This window comes from Sporosarcina sp. FSL K6-3457 (assembly GCF_038007285.1).
In the GTDB taxonomy this organism is placed as follows: Bacteria; Bacillota; Bacilli; order Bacillales_A; family Planococcaceae; genus Sporosarcina.
In genome coordinates this window covers 1,622,649-1,643,731 of the sequence record NZ_JBBOWX010000001.1, presented here as the reverse complement: position 1 = coordinate 1,643,731, position 21,083 = coordinate 1,622,649, and the positions used below count along the sequence as shown (strand labels likewise).

At 41.7% G+C, this 21,083-nt stretch carries 17 protein-coding genes; 1 reads left to right on the top strand and 16 read right to left on the bottom strand.

Going from position 1 to position 21,083, the window contains the following annotated elements; genetic code table 11:
• Window positions 1-42: 42 nt before the first annotated feature.
• From N1I80_RS08040 to N1I80_RS08010, 7 genes are all read right to left on the bottom strand, one after another.
• A complete protein-coding gene (locus tag N1I80_RS08040; protein ID WP_340737372.1) occupies window positions 43-1,500 on the bottom strand; it encodes a GGDEF domain-containing protein in 1,458 nt (485 codons plus the stop codon).
• 493 nt (window positions 1,501-1,993) lie between these two features.
• On the bottom strand, window positions 1,994-3,454 hold the full coding sequence (locus N1I80_RS08035; protein WP_340737105.1) for an IS1182 family transposase: 1,461 nt from the start codon (window positions 3,452-3,454) through the stop codon (window positions 1,994-1,996).
• 303 nt (window positions 3,455-3,757) lie between these two features.
• On the bottom strand, window positions 3,758-5,479 hold the full coding sequence (locus tag N1I80_RS08030; RefSeq protein WP_340737371.1) for a formate--tetrahydrofolate ligase: 1,722 nt from the start codon (window positions 5,477-5,479) through the stop codon (window positions 3,758-3,760).
• A 61-nt stretch (window positions 5,480-5,540) separates the two neighbouring features.
• The gene (locus tag N1I80_RS08025) at window positions 5,541-6,524 is read right to left on the bottom strand and encodes a zinc-binding dehydrogenase (RefSeq protein WP_340737370.1); all 984 of its coding nucleotides are present in this window, start codon (window positions 6,522-6,524) and stop codon (window positions 5,541-5,543) included.
• Window positions 6,525-6,666: 142 nt separating this feature from the next.
• The gene (locus tag N1I80_RS08020; RefSeq protein ID WP_340737369.1) at window positions 6,667-7,533 is read right to left on the bottom strand and encodes a metallophosphoesterase; all 867 of its coding nucleotides are present in this window, start codon (window positions 7,531-7,533) and stop codon (window positions 6,667-6,669) included.
• Window positions 7,533-8,027 (bottom strand): helix-turn-helix domain-containing protein, encoded by a 495-nt coding sequence (locus N1I80_RS08015; protein WP_340737368.1) that lies wholly within the window; start codon window positions 8,025-8,027, stop codon window positions 7,533-7,535. The genes N1I80_RS08020 and N1I80_RS08015 overlap by 1 nt, the downstream gene beginning before the upstream one ends.
• Window positions 8,028-8,121: 94 nt before the next feature.
• Window positions 8,122-8,607 carry a dUTP diphosphatase gene (locus N1I80_RS08010; protein WP_340737367.1) on the bottom strand — a complete coding sequence of 162 codons (486 nt, stop codon included), beginning with the start codon at window positions 8,605-8,607 and terminating at the stop codon, window positions 8,122-8,124.
• A 95-nt stretch (window positions 8,608-8,702) separates the two neighbouring features.
• Here N1I80_RS08010 and N1I80_RS08005 point away from each other — a divergent pair, with 95 nt between their 5' ends.
• Window positions 8,703-9,083 (top strand): sigma-w pathway protein ysdB, encoded by a 381-nt coding sequence (locus N1I80_RS08005; RefSeq protein ID WP_340737366.1) that lies wholly within the window; start codon window positions 8,703-8,705, stop codon window positions 9,081-9,083.
• A 36-nt stretch (window positions 9,084-9,119) separates the two neighbouring features.
• On the opposite strand, the gene N1I80_RS08000 is transcribed toward N1I80_RS08005, so the two are convergent.
• The 9 genes from N1I80_RS08000 to nrdR form a co-directional block, all read right to left on the bottom strand.
• Window positions 9,120-9,410, bottom strand: a complete 291-nt coding sequence (locus tag N1I80_RS08000; protein ID WP_340737365.1) for a DUF1294 domain-containing protein — start codon at window positions 9,408-9,410, stop codon at window positions 9,120-9,122.
• A 207-nt stretch (window positions 9,411-9,617) separates the two neighbouring features.
• The gene (gene rplT / locus N1I80_RS07995) at window positions 9,618-9,977 is read right to left on the bottom strand and encodes a 50S ribosomal protein L20 (protein WP_340737364.1); all 360 of its coding nucleotides are present in this window, start codon (window positions 9,975-9,977) and stop codon (window positions 9,618-9,620) included.
• Between the two features lie 41 nt (window positions 9,978-10,018).
• A complete protein-coding gene (gene rpmI / locus N1I80_RS07990; RefSeq protein ID WP_203246687.1) occupies window positions 10,019-10,219 on the bottom strand; it encodes a 50S ribosomal protein L35 in 201 nt (66 codons plus the stop codon).
• Between the two features lie 27 nt (window positions 10,220-10,246).
• Window positions 10,247-10,765 (bottom strand): translation initiation factor IF-3, encoded by a 519-nt coding sequence (gene infC / locus N1I80_RS07985; RefSeq protein WP_203246966.1) that lies wholly within the window; start codon window positions 10,763-10,765, stop codon window positions 10,247-10,249.
• 432 nt (window positions 10,766-11,197) lie between these two features.
• On the bottom strand, window positions 11,198-15,157 hold the full coding sequence (locus N1I80_RS07980) for a tetratricopeptide repeat protein (protein WP_340737363.1): 3,960 nt from the start codon (window positions 15,155-15,157) through the stop codon (window positions 11,198-11,200).
• Between the two features lie 254 nt (window positions 15,158-15,411).
• On the bottom strand, window positions 15,412-17,346 hold the full coding sequence (thrS, locus tag N1I80_RS07975) for a threonine--tRNA ligase (RefSeq protein WP_340737362.1): 1,935 nt from the start codon (window positions 17,344-17,346) through the stop codon (window positions 15,412-15,414).
• 819 nt (window positions 17,347-18,165) lie between these two features.
• Complete coding sequence (dnaI, locus tag N1I80_RS07970; RefSeq protein WP_340737361.1) at window positions 18,166-19,110, bottom strand: primosomal protein DnaI; 945 nt, start codon at window positions 19,108-19,110, stop codon at window positions 18,166-18,168.
• A gap of 1 nt (window position 19,111) precedes the next feature.
• On the bottom strand, window positions 19,112-20,473 hold the full coding sequence (locus N1I80_RS07965; RefSeq protein WP_340737360.1) for a replication initiation and membrane attachment family protein: 1,362 nt from the start codon (window positions 20,471-20,473) through the stop codon (window positions 19,112-19,114).
• A gap of 36 nt (window positions 20,474-20,509) precedes the next feature.
• Window positions 20,510-20,971: a transcriptional regulator NrdR gene (gene nrdR, locus N1I80_RS07960; RefSeq protein ID WP_340737359.1), complete on the bottom strand. Its 462-nt coding sequence runs from the start codon at window positions 20,969-20,971 to the stop codon at window positions 20,510-20,512.
• Window positions 20,972-21,083 lie beyond the last annotated feature (112 nt).

Below are 21,083 nucleotides of genomic sequence, written 5' to 3'. Positions count from 1 at the left end.
AATCCAAATATACTCGGATAGCCCCTTTTCTTCACTTGGTACTCATGCCAGTGTATAAAAATTATATTGATTTTTACCATTCTCTTTGGATTTATATAACGCATGGTCAGCTTTATTATACAGTGTATCTGCCTCGTCGTGCATCGTTGCATAAGCGATACCAATACTAATTGACACATCCATATTCTCAAGTTGGTGCTGCGCCAGTAGCACCTCTTTAAGTTGGTTTACCATTTTTGCTGCAAGCTGTTTCAACTCACGCTCTTTTATTTTGGATAATATGATGACAAATTCATCGCCACCGACCCTAGCAACTACATGATTCGGCCCTGCAACCTCTTGAATCATTGTCGCTACCAACTGTAAAATTCGATCCCCTTCTCCATGCCCAAGCGAATCATTCACTGTTTTAAAGTTATCAATGTCAATCATCATAAGTGCTACATTACCCTGTTTTTTTGCTAATATTTTTTTGATTTCCTCATCAAATGCTGCCCTATTTTTTAAGCCAGTCAAACTATCATGAAACGCAAGATAGATAGGTTTGGCAACAAGACGTGCAATGATAAAGGAAAGTCCTACTGCCGCAACTAATATTAAAAATAATTGAAGGATAAATTCATTACGATAGCTACCTAGTAATCCTGACAATTCACCGTTATTATAGACAATTTCAATGACCCGTTTTGTCGATAAGCCACGGGGATCATCCGCAACGTAAGGAATGTAACGATATGTAATATCCCCATCACTACGTTCTTGTGGCTCTATAGTACTCAATGTCTCCCGAATGACGGAGCGCATGGAAGGCAATACTTTTCTCACTTCCGTAACTCCAAGCTGACGTCCAGCCGAATTATAGACACGTATAGAGTTAATTTCATCATACTTCTCTTCCAAAATAGCAATCGTTTTCATAAAATTAAATTCTTGATAAATTTCTTTGTCTTCAAGTGCTACGCTTAACTCAACAATGTATTTATGATCCGGAGTTGGCATATAGCTAAACTTTTTCATTTCACCCGTTCTTTGCTGCAAATCCATTCCATCATGTGAAAAATCGGTACCAAGCCTTCTTTTAGTTAAAAGCTTTGCAAGACCTGTACAACATTTTTCAAAATCCAGCCCAATATCTTTGCTCATACTACTATTAATAATCTTATTGTCTTCATTAATAATAAAAACTTCCATGCCAAAGCGTTTTTTCAGTTCTTTGAAATCCCATTTATCAAAATTAGGTTCCTTTTCATACTTCGCAAGGAGTTCATGCGAATAGCTCTCCATTTCATCAGCCATTTGATGATCCAACAGACTATAAACGCTATCAATCGTAGTCAGCGAGTCAAGAATTTTACTCTCCGCCATCTCAATCTTCGTTTCATGTCCTATCAACACGCGATCTTTTAGCTTGCTATAATCAAACCAAGCAATTAGCAAGGAGAGCACTAAGGAAAAGGCAATGAGAATCATCGTCAGTTGAAATCTAAAATGTTTGTTCACCCAGTCCCTTTCTCCTTCCTTTTACATTATTCCAGTATATATTAACTACATATAGTGTAACTTATCACTATGATAAAAAGCATATTCATATAAAATATTCACAATTTGTTCACTATTATTATAAATGGATATTTTTAGATCGTGAACGAACATAAGAACAAAAGCGCAAGCGCCTATTCAGGTGCGACAGATAGGAAGGATGAAGTTCAATCCTTCCCTATTGGAGGGCTTGAAAGTAGAGGAGCTCTTTGCCTTTACTAACAAGACCGAAACGACCCGAGTCCCTAGGCGCTGGAGCCTAGACGAGAAATCACATTATTTCAACTTATCCACAGTACGAGATTTTATAGTTTCCTAAGCAATGAAAAAGACCACCAAGCTGGCGAGGCCGCTGAAAAACTTACGTTTTTAAATCCCATAAGTGAGCTTAAATTTAAAAAGACGCTATTTCGTTCGAAATTGAACGAAATAACGTCTTTTCCTTTCGTATTCCTTACTCTGATTCCTTCATTAGCGTCCTAATCCGTTTGAGGTTGACCGCAAATATAGCCATCGCTCCTTGTATCTGCATACCAAATAGACCCGCGGATGTGGCTACATCATACCCGTGTCTATGTTTCAATTCACTATTCTTCGCTTCAATTTTATAGCGAGACTTTGCCTTCTCTTTAAATTTTTCGCTGTTTTGGAACGCTTCTTGATCTTTATGTTCAGTCGATTTAATCGTAACAGAATAGGTTTTACTTTTCGCGCCATCCCTATAACAACCTTCGCGAAGCGGACAAGTTTTACATTTATTGATATCAAAATAATAGGTTTGACTTTGATTTTTCCCTACATTCTTCTTTCCTATACGCGCTTTCCGAATCGCCATATGACCAGCTTTACACACATACATTCCTGCATCTTTATTAAACTCAAATTCATCTTCTTTTGCGCGTGCACCATGCGTGATTTGGGGATTTAATTTCGATACGAGTTCAAGCTCATTTTTCTTCGCATAACGAATATTATCTTTTTCAGAGTACGCGGTATCCCCAATCACCGTTTCAATTTCCATACCGGTTTCTTGGCTTTTCTCAATTAACTCTTGTAGATATTTCCCATCACTTTGTTCACCAGTTGTCACAATCGCAGCCGTAATCAGTCGTTCGTCACTTATCGCAATATGCGTTTTATAGCCAAAGAAAGAGGAATCTTCTGTTTTATGACCAACACGCGCATCTGGATCCGCCGAATACTCAAGCTGTTCCGTGTAGTCTTCTACAACTTCCTTCAATACATTTAACTTCTCTCTGACCGCTGGAATATTGATAAGATGGGCTTCTTTTTCAATCACTACAATGACTTCTTTACAATAAGCCAATTCATCTTTCACTTCGTTAGAAATTGGTTTAGCTGGGAATTTCTCTTTCATAGATTCATCGATTTTATAGACGGCTTTACGTACATTTTTCGAATTGACCGTCAAAAACTCTTTCGGTGACAGTTGATTATAACGTGATTTAGTATGTGTAGCGTCCACGATGATGGTTTTACTAGTGATTAATTTCTTGTCCAATGCGATTTCTACCGTCTTTTGAATCAGCAAATCTAATAAGCCTACATCCTGAAGACGAAGTCTGCGGAACTTCGTTAAGGAACTAGGGTCAATCACCGGATCTTCTGGTGCCATATCAAGAAAATATTTAAACGACATATCGTATTTAGAACGTTCTACGACATCAATATCAGATAGGTCAAAGATTGATTTAAGCAATAAATATTTGAACATCCGAATCGGCGACACTGCATTGCGGCCGTTATCGAGACAATATTTATTTTTTAATTCATCGTATACGAAAGAAAAGTCAACAAGGTCATTGATTTGACGGAGCTGATTATCTTTGGGCACTACGATATCGTAAATCGCCATATATGGGCTGAGGTTTAACGTTTCTTGGTTTGAAATCATCGGGACACCGCCTAGAATTAGTCTCTTCATTATACAACAATAAAACGAGCCATTCCTCGATTAGATCGTGGAATGGCTCGCTTTCGTTGTCTTCATTACTTTTTAGTAACTTAGTAAAATGCGTAAGCAGAACCAGCGAGGGCGCCTTACAGCGGTAGCCGAAGCCATAAGACTGGCAGCGGTTTTCTGCTTGGCTTATGGCGGGAGGCATCCGCAAGCGCCGAAGCGGTTTCAATGGAAACTTTCAGTCACAATTTTAATTGAGGACTTTTTCAGCGGCCTCAAGCTGGCGGCCTCTCCTTTTCACATCAAACCAACTACATTACCTTCAGCGTCTATATCCATGCCAAGCGCAGCCGGAGTTTTAGGCAAACCAGGCATCGTCATAATATCACCTGTTAGACAGACAAGGAATCCAGCACCGAGTTTCGGAATAATTTCTCGAATTGTAATTGTAAACCCTTCAGGACGACCAAGCATCATTGGATTATCGGAAAATGAATATTGGGTTTTGGCCATACAAATTGGTAAGACGTCCCACCCATTCTTTTCAATATCCTGAAGATTTTTCAGCGCCCGATCTGTCAGGATAATACCTTGCCCACCGTATACTTTCTGAACAATTGCCGTAATCTTATCATGTACAGATTGTTCGACATGGTAAAGCGGTGCAAAATGGTTCGGTTCATTCAACAGACTGATGACTTCTTGCGCCAAGGCGAGACCACCTTCTCCCCCATGTTCCCACACATCTGTCAAAGCCACACGGACCCCATTCTCCTCACACCAATCAACAATTACTGTAAGTTCAGCTGCCGAGTCTGTAATGAAACGGTTGAGCGCAATGACTGGCTGTACCCCAAAAGCGAGTACCGTATCAATATGTTTTGCCAAATTTTCCATACCGTTCTTCACAGCCTGACTATTTTCCTCTTTCAACTGACTTTTTGGTACACCGCCATGCATTTTCAACGCACGTACTGTCGCGACAATGACAACTGCATCCGGTGCAAAATTCCCTTGGCGTGTTTTAATATTCATAAATTTCTCTGCGCCTAAATCAGCCCCGAATCCTGCTTCAGTGACAACAATATCCGCTAGCTTACGTGCTGTGTTTGTCGCCATTAATGAGTTACAACCATGTGCTATATTGGCAAATGGCCCCCCGTGTATCAAAGCAGGAGTCCCTTCAATTGTCTGAACTAAATTAGGTTTAAATGCTTCTTTCAATAGCAATGTCAGTGCACCTTGCACACCAAGATCACGAACAGTAACGGCTTCCTTGTCATATGTATAGCCGATGACAATCCGGGCAATCCGCTCTTTCAAATCTGTTAGGCTAGTTGCTAAGCAAAATACAGCCATAATTTCAGAAGCGACTGTAATGTCAAAGCCGTCTTCTCTTGGAACACCTTGCGCAGGCCCGCCAAGGCCGATGGTCACATGGCGCAATGCACGATCATTCATATCCAACACACGCTTCCATGTAATCCTTCGCGGGTCAATTCGTAAAATATTACCATGATGAAGATGATTGTCAATCATTGCACTCAGTGCATTATTTGCCGTTGTAATGGCATGAATATCACCATTAAAATGTAAATTGATTTCTTCCATCGGCAACACTTGTGCATAACCGCCACCTGTCGCCCCACCTTTCATCCCCATAACAGGACCAAGTGATGGCTCCCGTAAGGCAATCATCGTCTTTTCACCTAGCCTAGAAAGTGCATCCGCAAGTCCAACCGTAACAGTCGACTTGCCTTCTCCCGCTGGTGTCGGGCTAATCGCGGTAACAAGAACAACTTTACCATTCTTACTTGCTCCAGTTAGCTTCGTTACATCGATTTTCGCTTTAAATCGACCATATGGTTCAACCGCTTTTTCTGGAATGCCTGCTTTTTCAGCAATTTCCCAAATTGGTTTCATGACTGCCTTTGATGCAATTTCTAAATCCGTCAATGGAATGACTTCTTCTGTCACAACTACCTCCACCTTTCTTTGCCTATAGTATAGTGTATTCATGCTTTGAGTTAAGCCTTGTTTTCTGACACCCAAATAACGGTTTTATATTTGAAAAGAGACATTATTCACTTACCCGCAGTACCACTTTTCCAAATTGCTTACTGTCTTCGATATAGTCAAACGCTGCCAACGCATCATCTAGCTTAAACACTGTATCGACAACTGGACGTGTCCCGTACTTTTCAATATGCGCCAGCATGTCACGTAGTTCTTCTCTACTCCCCATCGTCGAGCCAAATAATTGATATTGACCATAGAAAAATGCACGCAAATCCAAGTCGACCTGATCACCTGCCGTCGCTCCGAAGACAACGATACGTCCACCTTTTTTTAACACATCTAGCGAACGATTAAATGTTGCCTGCCCAACACTTTCAATAACTAGGTCAATCGTTTCACCCGCTAGCTCTTGTTGCCAATCACTAGCCGTATCTAGCGCAATATCTGCCCCGAGCTCAAGAGCCTGTTTCCGCTTGCCCTCACTTCGCGATGTAACTATTACACGCGCTCCACTATTTTTAGCAAATGCAATCAGATAGGTCGCGACACCACTCCCCGCACCTGGGATAAAAACCGTATCGCCCGCCTGCAATCCCCCTTTTGTAAATAATGCACGATAGCCTGTGACACCCGCTAGAGCCAGCACAGCTGCCTCTTCCCACCTTAGGTGAGCTGGTTTTATTTCAATTTGCTCCACCGAAATAGCAATTTTTTCCGCAAAGGTTCCGTCATCTGGCATACCTAAAATATCAAATGCTTCTGGCGGTGCATCGCTATTGTCATACCAACGAAGTGCCGGATTGATAATGACTTCATCGCCAACCGCAAAGCTCGTTACCCCTTCACCGATCGACTCAATCACACCTGCCCCATCAGAGCCTAGCGTTAACGCTTCTGTTGCATCCCCTCTACGAGCAGGTATGTACAAATCGCGGCGGTTCAACCCTGCCGTCCGAATCGCAACGATAACTTCTCCTATTCCTGCCACGGGTTCACTCACTTCACTTATTTTCAATTTCCCAGCCTCATGAATAAACGCTTTCACATTCATCATCCTTTCTTGCATTCAATAGCTTCAGATTATATATCCATCATAACATGAAAGCGTTAACACTTTCATACTTTTCATAATTGTTTACACGGCAAAAAAACGCAAGAAGGATATACTCTTTACGTTTTTTTGTTAGCTATTTTTTTTGCAAGGTGACAACAACAATCTCCGGTTGATTGAAGACTCTAATAGGGATGATGCTGTTCCCAAGCCCCCGACTGACGACCATACGACTGTCATTCTTGTCATGTACCCCTGATGTATATGCTGGAAACCAGCCTTGCCCAGGTGCAACAAGTCCACCAAGTCCCGGAATTCGAAACTGACCTCCGTGCGCGTGACCACTGAACGTCACATCGATTCCCCACTCAACATACACTTCAAATTGTTCCGGCCTATGTGACAATAACATTGTAAACATGTTAGCTGGTACATCTTTAAATGCCTGACTCATCGAAGCCTGGACTGCCTCTTCATCGTCTAGATAGCTTGATAGCGGATCTTCAATCCCACCAATTGCGATGGCACTCCTGTGCAATGTGATGATTTCAGCTTCATCTGATAAAACCCTTACGCCTAAATTTTCTAGTGCATCTTTAATACGATCAGTATCATTCGTTGCGATTTCATGATTGCCTGTGACATAATACATCGGTGCAACTGATTGAAGCTTATCGACAAGGACTAAACTTTGCTCAAGATTATAACGATTACTGTCGATAAAATCACCCGTGATAAAAATAACATCCGGCGCAATCATCTTCACTTTATTGACGAGCTCAACATGATCCTCACCGAACTTTGCATCATGTAAATCTGATAACTGAACGATTGTATACAGGTTAAAATCATCAGGAATTTTATCAGAAACAATTGTATACGCTGTGACGCCGACTGTCGTATTTCCTCGGTAGATCATTAGGCAAAGTAGGGCTATGATGACAACTGCAAAAAAACATAGTCGTTTTTTATTCTTTTTCTGTGTCATAGCAGTCGATTTCATTACAACCAGCGCTTTTTCACCTTAGCAAGCTCTAATAATTCCAGTACTTCCTTCTTCGGAAGTTCGGTTAGGATAGCGAGTAATTCCCGCTCAGCACGCCTTCTTCCCTTACCGCTTCTATAATTTTCCTTATTAATAGCATCCAGTTCGGCATATAATTCAGCAGTTCTATCTGTTTCTTCATCTGCCTCTAACTCATCCGTAATCGTTTCGCGTAGCTTATCATACAACAAATCAATATTTGGAGAGCCAGAGTTTTTAAACGCCTTTGATATCTTGGCATTTCCAAGGATTAGCTCGTCAGTCGAAACATTAAACCGTTCCGAAATTTTGGCAATCCAAGCCGCAGACGGGGCATTTTTTCCTTTTTCCCAATCTTTGATACGACTAGCAGATGTCCCGATAGCCGTACCAAACGCCATCATGGATAATCCACGTTGCTCCCGTAGTGTTTTTAAGCGCACACCAAAATCCTCTTTGTTCCATTCATTCATATTGACGCCTCCTTATTATTCCACTTACTATACTCTATTATTTTTTATTCAGAGGTTTCTGTCAATGGTTTTTTTGATTTTTCTATAAAACTTTTTAATAGCCCACTTTCTGCCGATTATAATTTTCTTCATTCTTCTCGATATAAGCCTGGATAATGTCCTCATTTGTAAATCCTAGTTTGTTGGCAATAGCCCCATAATAAACCCACACCTGCTCATAGGACTCCATTGTCAATTCATTCAAAAAATAGTGAATGACTGCCGTTGTTTTTAAAAATAACTGTGTCAGTTCCCCTTCAACTTCACGTACAGGCCAATCTTCCAGTGTATGTAGATCCTTTTCAATACCGAGCGATAGAAGAAAATGAATAGAATCCACATATTCCTCTAAAATAACAGCATCCTCTGATGGACCTTTTGTACTCCAAAATTTAAAGCAGCGCGTTTCATTCGCCAATTCTGCCAGCTCAATCAGGAGTGCCAGCCCTTTTTCTTGAAATACATCGGTCTGCTGTTGTCGATTATTTTGAATAAATGCATCCAATTCGCGTTGCATAGAAAATAGTTTTGTCAGTTGCATATAAAAAACCTCCAGAAAATTTAATAATAATGAAACCAATCCCGCCCCTCATCCGTAGAAGAGAGTACCACGTTTAAAGTGAGGGGGGATCTATTATGCCATTGCTAATCCGTTTTGTCATCATCGCTTTCATCATCTATTTATTTTACCGCGGTATTCGTTATTTGACGGATCCCAAACGTAAATTGGATGAAGCTTATGAGCAACAGCAATTTTATTTTTATGATGATGTAAAAAATGTACGAAAAAACTTTTTTATTACGTATAAGGGTGCTATGTTTGAAGGTGAAAAATACTTAGGCACCACTGAGGATTCTTTTGAAGTTGTCTCCATCTTTGTCTGGGTAAAGGACGAAGCAAAATTGCAAGGCTTCACAAAAGATGATTTTCATTTCTTAAAATCGGAAATTCTTTCTAACTACCCAAAAGCTGATATCAGTTGGAAAAACCCGATTGAACAATTGATGCATTCTTAACGACAGCCCGTGGATTCAAGTGAAACGGGCTTTTTCCTATGCTACGAAACCACCTGACATACGGACACCCAACAAATAAAGAATGCCTATTCCATAGACCATTGCCAATAGGAGAAAACCAATACGAAATGATGTATGCCTCGTCTTATGGCGAAATATTTGCATGCCGATATAAGCGCCTATACCTCCACCAATCAACGCCAATAACCACAAGTTTTTTTCAGGCACCCTACGTCCTTTTTTCTTTGCCTGACGTTTGTCATAGCCCATTGCCGCAAACGCCCAAATCGACATGAAAATAATCCAACTTACCGCTACTGACTCCATCCATTTCTCCCCCTTCTCTCTTTTTCCATTTTACACTATTTGCTAAACATAAAGTGACAAATCTAGAAACCGAGCTATTCTCGTATGGAACTCAGCTACCTTTTCTACAAACTCGAACACCCGTGGCAACAATAACTTCCTATACAATCAAAAGCCGCCTCGAGGCCGGATTAACTCCGGTTCTCGTGGCGGCTTCTAGTATGACTCTTATTTTGCGATTGATTTTTTAGCTGCATCTGCAAGTTGTGCAAACGCTGGTGCGTCTGTTACTGCAAGATCAGCAAGCATCTTACGGTTAACATCGATACCAGCTACTTTCAAACCGTGCATAAGTGTGCTGTATGAAAGACCGTTGATACGTGCAGCCGCGTTGATACGTGTAATCCAAAGTTTACGGAATTCACGTTTCTTTTGACGACGGTCACGGTATGCATAGTTAAATGATTTCATGACCTGTTGGTTTGCGACTTTATAAAGTCTATGTTTTGAACCGTAATAACCTTTTGCTAATTTCAATACTCGATTACGACGCTTGCGCGTCACTGTTCCACCTTTTACGCGTGGCATAGTTCATTACCTCCTGCTTTTCTGTCCGATTATGTTTTGAATTATTTTACGTATGTGAGCATTTCACGGATACGTTTGTAGTCTCCTGAAGAAACGAGTGAAGCTTTACGCAGGTGGCGTTTCGCTTTTGTCGATTTATTCGCAAAAAGGTGACTTGTGTAAGCACGGCCGCGTTTCAATTTACCAGAACCGGTTTTTTTGAAACGTTTCGCTGAACCGCGGTGAGTTTTCATTTTTGGCATGTTCTGTTCCTCCTAAATCTTTCGTTGTTACTGTTTTTCAGCAGTCGGTGCAAGCACTAAGAACATGCTGCGACCTTCCATCTTCGGTCGTTGTTCAACCGTAGATACATCTTTGCACGCTTCTGCGAAGCGGTCAAGGACACGCTGTCCGATTTCCTTGTGCGTAATCGCACGTCCTCGGAAACGGATAGAGCATTTTACTTTGTCGCCTTTTTCAAGGAATTTGATCGCGTTACGTAGTTTCGTTTGAAAATCGTGTTCATCGATTGTCGGGCTTAACCGAACTTCTTTGAGTAGGATAATCTTCTGATTCTTCCGTACTTCACGGTCCTTTTTCTGTTGCTCAAATTTGAACTTCCCATAGTCCATGATACGAGCTACTGGGGGTTTCGCTTGTGGAGCGACAAGGACGAGATCCAAATTCGCACGAGCGGCGATTTCTAGTGCCTCGGTACGAGTTTTGATTCCGAGCTGATCGCCGTTATGGTCGATAATTCGCAGCTCGCGGGCACGAATACCCTCATTTACGTACATGTCTTTGCTAATAGTAATCCACCTCCGGATATTATCTCGCGAATACATGGTTTGGGTATACCAACCATCTAGGTCAGTCCCACAGGTCCATCCAATCAATTACGCCCGGCGTAATTGCATCCAGATTTTTTCGAGCGAGCTCGAAAAGCTCCCCTTAAAAATCTGTGACATCCGCCGGAGGTATTATTTTGATTCTGCGGGTGTTTGACACTCACTGAATCAAAATAAAAAAGGTAGACAAATTAGATTTGTCTACCCGCGTATGTGTACGCACATCGAAATGCACGGCACTTTCACTCATGTGTTGACCTGTCAACAACGTCTAGGCGTCAAACAGGTGAGAAGCGGGTAGCCTCTTCTTATACCACAAACTGTATTCAGTCATTACTAACCTTATTTACTTTACCATGGATGACAGACTGCGTCAACTATATTTATTCATCGTTATTTTTTGAGCAGCCGCTGAACGATTTCAGTTGTTTCAAACATAGCTTGCTCGATTCGTTCAATCGTTGCCTGTCTAAGAGATTCTTCCAACTTATTTGCGAAGCCCACAACCTCTTCTGTACGATTTAAGTAATCCAAACACAGGATGATGCCTGCATAACCATCTGGCATTGATCCATCGAGCTCGACTGCTTGCCGATAAGTCGCCAACGCTTGGTCGTATTCGCCAAGATAAAAATAAGCTTCCGCTAACCTGTCCCAGCCGTAATAATAGTGAGGTACTCGCCTGGTGACGATTTCAAACTTCTCCTTCGCACGCTGAATATACTGAGGCTTTTCTGTTGTAAAACCATGATAAAGTGCCGCAACACCAATTTTGTACTGAATATTGTCATCATCGTGATTCCGAAGATATTTCTGCAATTCCTTAAAGGCATCATGATACTCACCAATATCAATAAGAAAACTACCATAATCCCAATAATTATCCGGGTTATCTGGCTCATATTCATAAGAGGCTTTAAATAGTTCATCGATCACTACAATTATATTCAAGTTTTTCATAAATCCACGAATTTTAGTGCGCCATGTTTTCCTTTCATTTAACTGCTCCAAATACTCTTTCGCACGCGGGAAAAATGCTGCCGCAAGATGACGACATACCGTTGCCCTTTCAGCGACAGACAGCTCCATTTCATCAATCGTCTCAGTGATATCTCCATGCTTTTTAGCTTCATAGATAGCCTCTGCCCAATATGAGTACAAGTTCTCGTCTTCTGGATACTCACTAACAAGCATTCTTAATATCTCAAAGGCTAGCTTGTATTTATCTTCTGCAATATACATTTTCGCCAACTGAAATTGTAGCTTAGGCGATTCTTCATTTTGCAGTAAGTCAATCGCTTCGCTCGCAGGTATAACTGCACTCAACGCAAGTTTACGCCACTCCTCACGGACAGATCCTTCCAGTTCAACAAGTCGATTTCGAACCGCTCGTCTTTCATCGTTATTCAACCAGTTAGTCAGTTGCCTAACATCACATACCTCCGGACAATCCGCTAATAACTCCAGTGCATATGTTTTAGCACGTCCAACATGAGCGCCAACTCCATACAATTGAACAAGTTCTTCACGCGCAGAATGAAAATCCACATCAAGTTCAAGACAGGTTTGAAAATGGGCAATCGCAAGAGTTGGCTGTTCCATTTCCTTATACAAAAGTCCTAATCGATAATGAGGGAATGTATTGGGCGCACTCAAATTCAGCGCTTCTTTTAACAATGCTTCTGCCTCATTCAATTGTCCCAATTTCTCTCGTAAATACGCCTCATAACAGTATATATCCGTGTCATCCGTTATTGCACGCAATTCTGCAAGTAGGTCTGCCCCCTGCTCCATTGCGGGCGTATACTCAATTGCATCTACGTATAGCCGAACGTACTGAACGATATCTTCTTGCAGTTGCCGTAAAGCTTCTTCCATTCTCCAAACCGCTACTTCATGCTGCTCTTTAGTTTCCGCTTCGTCAAACATCATAGCACCCGCACGAAATGCAATATCAGCATTATAGTCTGCTTCTAAAGTTTGCTGAATGATTTGCTCTGCACGCTCCCATTCCTCTTGCCGAATAACGGCCTGCACTCTATAGATGATAGCCAAATTGTCCTTATTTACATCTCTTTCTGCCGCATGCCAATATGCCTGCTCCGCCTGTATAAATTGGTCTCGCGCCTTATGGCTATGCCCAATATATAACCATAATAATCCCGTCTTCTCAGAAGAGATACCGCTGTTAACCCCTTTTAGCAGCGTCCCTTCTGCGTTCTCCCATCGTTCTTCATCCATCTGTACTTCAGCAATTCGCAAGTACGGGTATGCGATCAGCGGGTTTAAGTCCATAGAACGTTTAAAATACTCCACCGCTTTTTCAACATCTTGTCCTAAATAACAACGCCCAACTTCATAGAGGTAATAAGCTTCTGTCGGAAAATCGTTCACCAGCATTTGAAATTGCTTCAATGCCTCTTCAATTTTACCAGCAGCAAGTAGTGCATTCGCATAGGCTGTTCGGATAAATTCTCTAGAGGAATCTTGCCAAAGCGCTACTTTAGAAAATTGCAAAGCCTTTACTGGCTCCCCTATGTCACTATAGCAATTGGCAAGATAAGCATAAGCGACAGGCTGATAAGGGTCCATCTCTAACGCCGATTTCAGATGAACAATCGCCTCTTCTGTCCGATCCTGCTTATAAGCTTCTACGCCTAAGAGAAACTGTATAAAAGGTGTTTGTTTCTTTAGCTTCCCAATGATGTCTCGAAATTTTTCTTGTTCTCCATAACGATGATAAGAACTAGCAATCATCAAGTTTAGCCCATGATCTTCTGTTCCTAACACTGTCCTTAAATGTGTACGCCACTGTTCCAACTTCGGCTCCAGCTTATCATGCTGAATAACCGTAAGACCTAAAATAGAGACGTATAATTCTTTAGTATGCGCATCAAGGAATACAAGCATATCATCTATGTATTTTTCTACATCTTCTTCTAACTTGTCTAAATGCTGAAAAATCCCTTTGAAAAATAGATGATTTTCCTCTCCTAGCCCTTCCAACAAATCCGATTGTTCAGGACGAACAAATACGATTGATAACCGGTCCTTCAGTCGATAAATTGTATCGAAGCGTTCGTATCGAACATACGAGGAGTGCAAGCTATTCGGGTCTTGGATTTCCAACGTACCAATACGGTCATCATAGCCTTTAACCACTTGCACATGGGAACTATTTTCGATAAAGAGATCGAGTAAAATAGGCACACCTGCATCAATCAAGGGCTTATATAGTTCAACGGACCCTTTAAAATATTTCGTCACAAAGCCCAGTGACTCCATATATCGAACAGTATCACTAATTTTCGATCCGGTAACGTCAAAAATATGTTCAGCAATATCATCCTGTGATTTTTCAATACCAAATGTCCCGAGCATCATAGCAATCGATGCAGGCACGCAATAGTTCACTTTTTGCTTGATGGGATTAAGCCCAATTGCCCTATGCGACATCGAGAAATCAATCGTATTTTTGCCAAACACTGTCGACTTCAATAACGTCGCATGTGTAACAACCCAGTTCTGAAACTCCTCCCACCTCTCCAATCGATACAACAGCTCTGCTTGCAGATATATGAAATAATCTTTGCGAATATGATAGGGATTTTGTTCATTTAAAATGCGCAGCTCTATGAGCAATTGTTCAAAACGGCCAAGATGATACAAATATTCAACACGCTCTATTTTCATCACGAGGGCACATTCAAATTTTTTAGCACCTTCCGTCAACATATGAATAGCTTCCAGATGCTCTCCCCGTCTTGACAGTAAATCCGCTAATGCTAAGTGCGCAAGATCCCCACGCTGTTTAGCTGGGAGACCGAGGGCCACCCGAAGTTCTTGTTCCGCTTCAACATAGCGATTAGCCGCTATCAAAAATGGTGTATGTTGATCGGCAAACAAATGCCCACCGTTCGCTCGTATTTCCTGCACCATTTCTTCTGCATCCGGTATTCGATTCAGCATAACGAGGGCACTCAAATAAACGCGCCGAATACTATTCAATTCTTTTGGCGTTGCCTGTATACATTCGCTAGAAGCAAGATAGTGTTCAATAAGCGTCTCCACTTCCATCGGATGTCCTTTTTCCAGTAGAGCATGGCATTTCCAAGCAAAGGTCCGTGCAGAACGAAAACGTTTATGGGCACGCGCGGCCAGAAAATTGGCATAATGATTCATCATACCGTTATCCAGGAGACGAATAAGCCTATAATGCTCTTCCTCCGTTTCAATATCCTCCAAATAGCTCCGAAGTTCCTTACGTGATTTGCCATTCCAGAGCGTATGAACTATTTCAATAGCCTGTTTCACTGTGACAATTTGCGAGGGTTTCCTTAACGTTATCAGCATCATTCGTTCTCCTTTAGCAACTATGCCTATGTTTTCCTTCATTATACAGGAAATGGGGTGTTTTTGTTCACCCTATAAAAAAACACCTGCCATTGCATGGAATTTTGCAATGGCAGGTGCTGTTCATTTACTAGATCAATTATGCCCTGCATAATTATGTCCAGATTTTTTTGAGCGAGCTCGAAAAGCTCCTTTGAAAATCGTACTATCCGCCGGAGGCTTAACAGAGAATTTAAACTCCCTGCTATATCACGTTAAAATTGCGATACTTCTTCTTGCAATTTCGCAATAAATTCCTCAAACGGCATGCTTTCAGATTTCTGTTCGCCGTATTTACGAACATTTACTTCGCCGGCTTCCACTTCTTTGTCGCCAAGTACGAGCATGTAAGGTACTTTTTGCATTTGTGCTTCACGGATTTTATAGCCGATTTTTTCTTCGCGGCTATCAATATCTACACGGAAGCCAGCTGCAACTAGTTTTTCACGTACGCCATCTGCATAGTCAAAATGCGCATCTGGTGATACAGGAATCACTTCTACTTGAATAGGCGCCAACCAAGTTGGGAATGCACCTTTATATTCTTCAATTAGGAATGCAACAAAACGTTCCATTGTAGATACAACACCACGGTGAATAACGACTGGACGATGCTGCTTACCATCTTCCCCTACATATGTCAGATCAAAACGTTCTGGCTGAAGGAAATCAAGCTGTGCAGTAGAAAGCGTTTCTTCCATACCGATAGCCGTCTTCACTTGAACGTCTAGCTTCGGCCCATAAAATGCAGCTTCACCAATCGCTTCAACGTAATCCAAGCCCATTTCATCCAATGTTTCTTTTAATAGACGTTGTGCATGCTCCCACATTTTATCGTCATCGAAATATTTTTCTGTATCGGCCGGGTCACGATAAGACAAACGGAATGAGTAATCCGTAATATTAAAGTCTTTATAGACCTCAATAATCAGCTCTACAACCCGACGGAATTCATCTTTAATTTGGTCTGGACGAACAAAAATATGTGCATCGTTTAATGTCATTCCACGCACACGCTGTAGACCTGAAAGTGCTCCAGACATTTCGTAACGATGCATTGTGCCTAATTCAGCAATTCGAACTGGCAAATTACGATAAGAGTGAATACCATTTTTGTAAATCATCATATGATGCGGACAGTTCATCGGACGTAATACTAGCTCTTCGTTGTCCATGCTCATGACAGGGAACATACCATCTTGGTAGTGGCCCCAATGCCCTGATGTTTCATACAACGCTTTGCTACCAAGCACCGGTGTATAGACATGCTGATAACCTAATCTCTCTTCTTTATCGACGATATAACGCTCAATAACGCGGCGAATCGTTGCACCTTTCGGCAACCACAATGGTAAACCTTGCCCAACTTTTTGAGAATTCATAAACAAATCAAGTTCTTTACCGATTTTACGATGATCACGTTCTTTCGCTTCTTCCAGCAGACGTAAATGCTCTTTTAGTTCCTCTTTTTTGAAGAAGGCCGTTCCATAAATACGCTGTAACATTTTATTATTGGAATCGCCACGCCAATAAGCACCGGCGATACTTAGCAATTTAAATTCTTTGAGTTTCCCTGTTGATGGGACATGAACACCACGACATAGGTCGATGAAATCACCTTGTTCGTAAAGTGACACTTGCTCACCTGCCGGAATTGCTTCAAGAAGTTCAAGTTTGTATTGGTCATCGATTTCTGTGAAAATCCGTTCCGCCTCTTCACGTGATACATCGTGACGAATCACTTCAACATTTTCACCGATAATGCGGCGCATTTCCTTTTCGATTTCAGGCAAATCCTCTGCCGTAATCGGTGTTGGTGAATCAATATCATAATAAAAACCGCTAGAAATAACAGGTCCAATGCCCAATTTTGCATCAGGGAATTTACGCTTCACAGCTTGTGCTAAAAGATGCGCTGAACTATGACGTAAAATCTCAAGTGCTTCAGCTGATTGCGGTGTAATAATTCCAAAGTCTCCGCCTTCAGTTAGTGGTGTTTTTAAATCGACCAGCTTATCCCCGACTTTACCTGCCAACGCACTTTTTCGTAGTCCCGTGCTAATAGATGCTGCAACATCCTCCGTTGTCGTTCCTTGTGGGAACTCCTTCACTGCACCATCCGGAAATTGTAATTTAATCATATCTGCCATTAGTAACACTCCTTTTTATTTTTTCCAACAAAAAAAGCCCCATCCCTGGAAAGGGACGAAGCTTTAGCTCGCGGTTCCACCCTTGTTTCTTCAGTCCAACACAAAAATGAAAAGCGGAAGTGGCTGCTTAGACGCGACAGGCATAAGACGGATTGGCGAAGCGGTGGTTTTTACCGCACAGCCGAGCTGGCTTATGACCCGAGCGTCTAGCCACTGAAGCTAGACATAAACGTCGGAAAGATGAAGCTTGACATCGGCTAACGGGCCGGTACCGTCGATAGCTACTAACAATGTTCACTATCACTGCTCCAAGGTGGTAAATCGATTGTCTATCCGTCAGGGCTTCCAGCCAATGGCCCCGTTCTCTGTAGGTCGACAAATCGATTGTTGTCCTCTTCGTTGCATTTTAGTTTAATGATTATTTATTAAGTCCGAGTATACGCCGATTACATTTTAAATGCAAGTCCATTTTTTTCTGCTGAAGTTTTCCAAGGAATAAAAAATGTCTTTGTGCACAAGATACGTTCATGGAGGTGATGAGTTTTGCCCAATAACAAGGACAGAAATCCTAACAAAAACCGGAAACAAAACCAAAATCAAGAACCCTATCAAAATCAAAACCCTGACAATAATGATATGCGCGGGGAATTCGGCTCTACATTTGATGTCGATCAATTGAAAACACAAAAAAACAACAATCGGACGCGGAACAATAATGATTTAGATCCCGGAAAAAGGAATTTTTAATATCGACTCATTACATGAATAATGACAAAAGGCGTATGATTAAGCATTAAGACTTACTCATACGCCTCTGTCTTATTTTCCACGCCTATTTTCCCCGTCAAGTTGTAACGGACTACTGATCATACGAATTCTTTCCATAATCCTCGCGGCCTTAACAGCTTCCTTTTCACCACGCTGTGTATATGTCAAGTGGTGCTCTAATTCTTCGTAACTAAAATTCGAAGTGAAGAACGTCGGCAATTTTTCAGCCATTCTAAACTGCAAAATCGTACCTAGCACTTCATCACGCGTCCAAGCAGACATCGTTTCTGCACCAATATCATCAAGCATGAGCACTTGTGCATTTTTTACAAAGTCAATTTTTTCATTGAGTGACTGATCTTGAATTGATTGCTTCATTTCACGTAGAAATTCGGGAACGTATACCGCAACTGTACGAATTCGACGGTTCGCCAATTCATTAGCTAAAGCACCTAGAATGAAGGATTTACCAATGCCAAACGGACCGTAAATATACATTCCCCTCTCCGGAAGCTCACCAGTTTCATCAAAAGCATTCAGAAAGTCTTTGGCTACACGGACAATTCTTACTCTACTATCGTCAAAAAACATATCAATATTTTGCAGTTTTGCCTCCATGACATCCTTCGGCATATAATAACTGTCAATCATTCGAGCAACATTACGATTATTTTCATCCACCAATTTACTCTTACATTTTACATACTCTACGTCAATCAGTCCTCGCGTGAGCACTAATTTCGGTTCAAACCCTTTCAGTAAATTGACACAGCCTCCAAGATTAGGGCATTTCTCACAATCATGTGAGGCTGACGCATAATCGTATAATTTCGTTAAACTACGGTCAACAACATTTTTATCAACATCAGCTGCATGATCCGCGAGAAATTGCTGGACGCCTGGACTTTCCATCACCTCATTGCGCAATTCCTCATAACGTGCGGCAAATGTCGGTGCTTTCACAACACGTTTCATCGTATCTCCGATTCGTTCCATTTCACTCCACCTCGTCTCCTGTTACGCCTAGCTCCTTCAATAATTGACGACGTTCCTCAGCGATATCACCCGATTGCTGAGTCGTTTTTTTCGGCGTTGCCTCTTCTTTTTTAGTAAACCAGGCTGGCACTTTCTCTTCCCGTGTAGGCTTTCGATTCGTAGCTGGTTTCTGTCCTTCATTTTTCCACTTCATATACTTATCATGCTCTTGTCGCGCCATCTCTATCGCCGCTTCTGCCGTCTCAATTTTCTTATTTGCCCAATGGGAAGCAATTCGCTCTACATACTTATTCGTCAATTTCCCATCATTACGAAGATAGACATATTGTAGCAACGCATTGACAACGCCGTAGGACAGCTCATATGTGTGGACTAACCCTTCAGCTAACTCAACATCCACAGATAATGGCTCCTTGCCCCCCCTCAATTCACGCAGTATATCAATCGGCGACGTATGCTCAAGATAATGAGCATTTTCAGCATCCCGCGATTTTAGTTCAACCTGCTGTCTAGGTGGCTCCTGTTTAAAGACTTTTTGCAATTGGGGCGGTTTTTTTGTGACATTCATCTTATAAAATTCAGCGGCAGCTTTGCGCAATCGCTCTTCCGGTAATTTAAGATCCTCATCAAGTGCTATCATCACCACTTTTTGCATATCGAGTGGGTTCAAGTTATACAAAGACGCCAGTTTCGCAATCATCGACCTAGAAACAGAAGCTAACGAAGCTTGCGGGACCATTTGTTCAGATAAACCAGATTGCAAAAGATCAAAATCAAAATCCGACTGCACAAATGGAACACCCATCAACTCATTACGCCCTTTAAAATCAATAGCCTCATCTTTATCCATGCCAGTCCCTTGGTGAATAGGAGTATACACATCCAAAAACGTTCTAGAAACGTCCTCAAAATCACTATCATACTTCACATCTAACATAAATCGTGCACGTAAATTCCGATACGCTTGCTCCCCAATTTTGCTAAAAAGAAATGTCGACAGTAATGGGTCTGCAAAAAAAGCTTTAGCGTCCAGAGGAGGTAGTAGTTCATATATGAACTCCCTTGCATCCCCATTCTTCTTTCTCGATGTACGCATAAGTCCGATTGCTTCAAGAGAAATCCGCGCTTCGAATACAGGCCCTAGCGGCAGCGTTAAAATATTCATCAGATGGTAGTGATTATAAATCGGACTATCCTGCTGCTCCGCATCTGCCCAAAGCGTCATAAACAAACTCATGGCATCCCGCCCGATCAAGGGCTGATAAAACAACGTCAACAACTGACGATCATAATCCGAAAATGGATGTGCCAACCTGATAGTGTACGCATCAACAGCCTGTAGTTCTTTGTAGAGGGGCGCCATCAGAACTCCTCCTTCCTCTAGCCTTTCCAAATCATATTATTTTTTCGAACGTTGTTGTAAATTTTGTAGCTCTTCGATGAAAACCGTCACATCTTTATATTCACGATACACGGATGCAAATCGCACATACGCCACCTCATCAACATCTGCTAATAATTTCATGACCATTTCTCCGACTTCGTCAGAATTGATCTCCACAACGCCTGCACTTCTCAAGTCTTTTTCAATTGAATAAACAATTGTCTTTAAATCCTCAAGAGAGACTGGGCGTTTTTCACATGCACGAATCAAGCCTCTTAATACTTTTTCTCCGCTATATTCTTCCCGTGATCCATCCTTCTTAACGACAATTAGTGGTGTTTCCTCCACTTTTTCAAATGTCGTAAATCGGAACGCACATTGCTCACATTCCCTGCGACGCCGAATCGATCGATTCTCTTCGGCTGGCCTGGAATCGATGACCCGGGTGCCATTGTACTGGCAAGCTGGACATTTCATAATGGTATCCTCCGCTTTTCCATAGATATATTCTTAATTATAACAGAACATCGCGAAGAACATCGAAAAACAGTGCAATGTAGAAAAAAATCCACCATCTTCAGTAGATGGC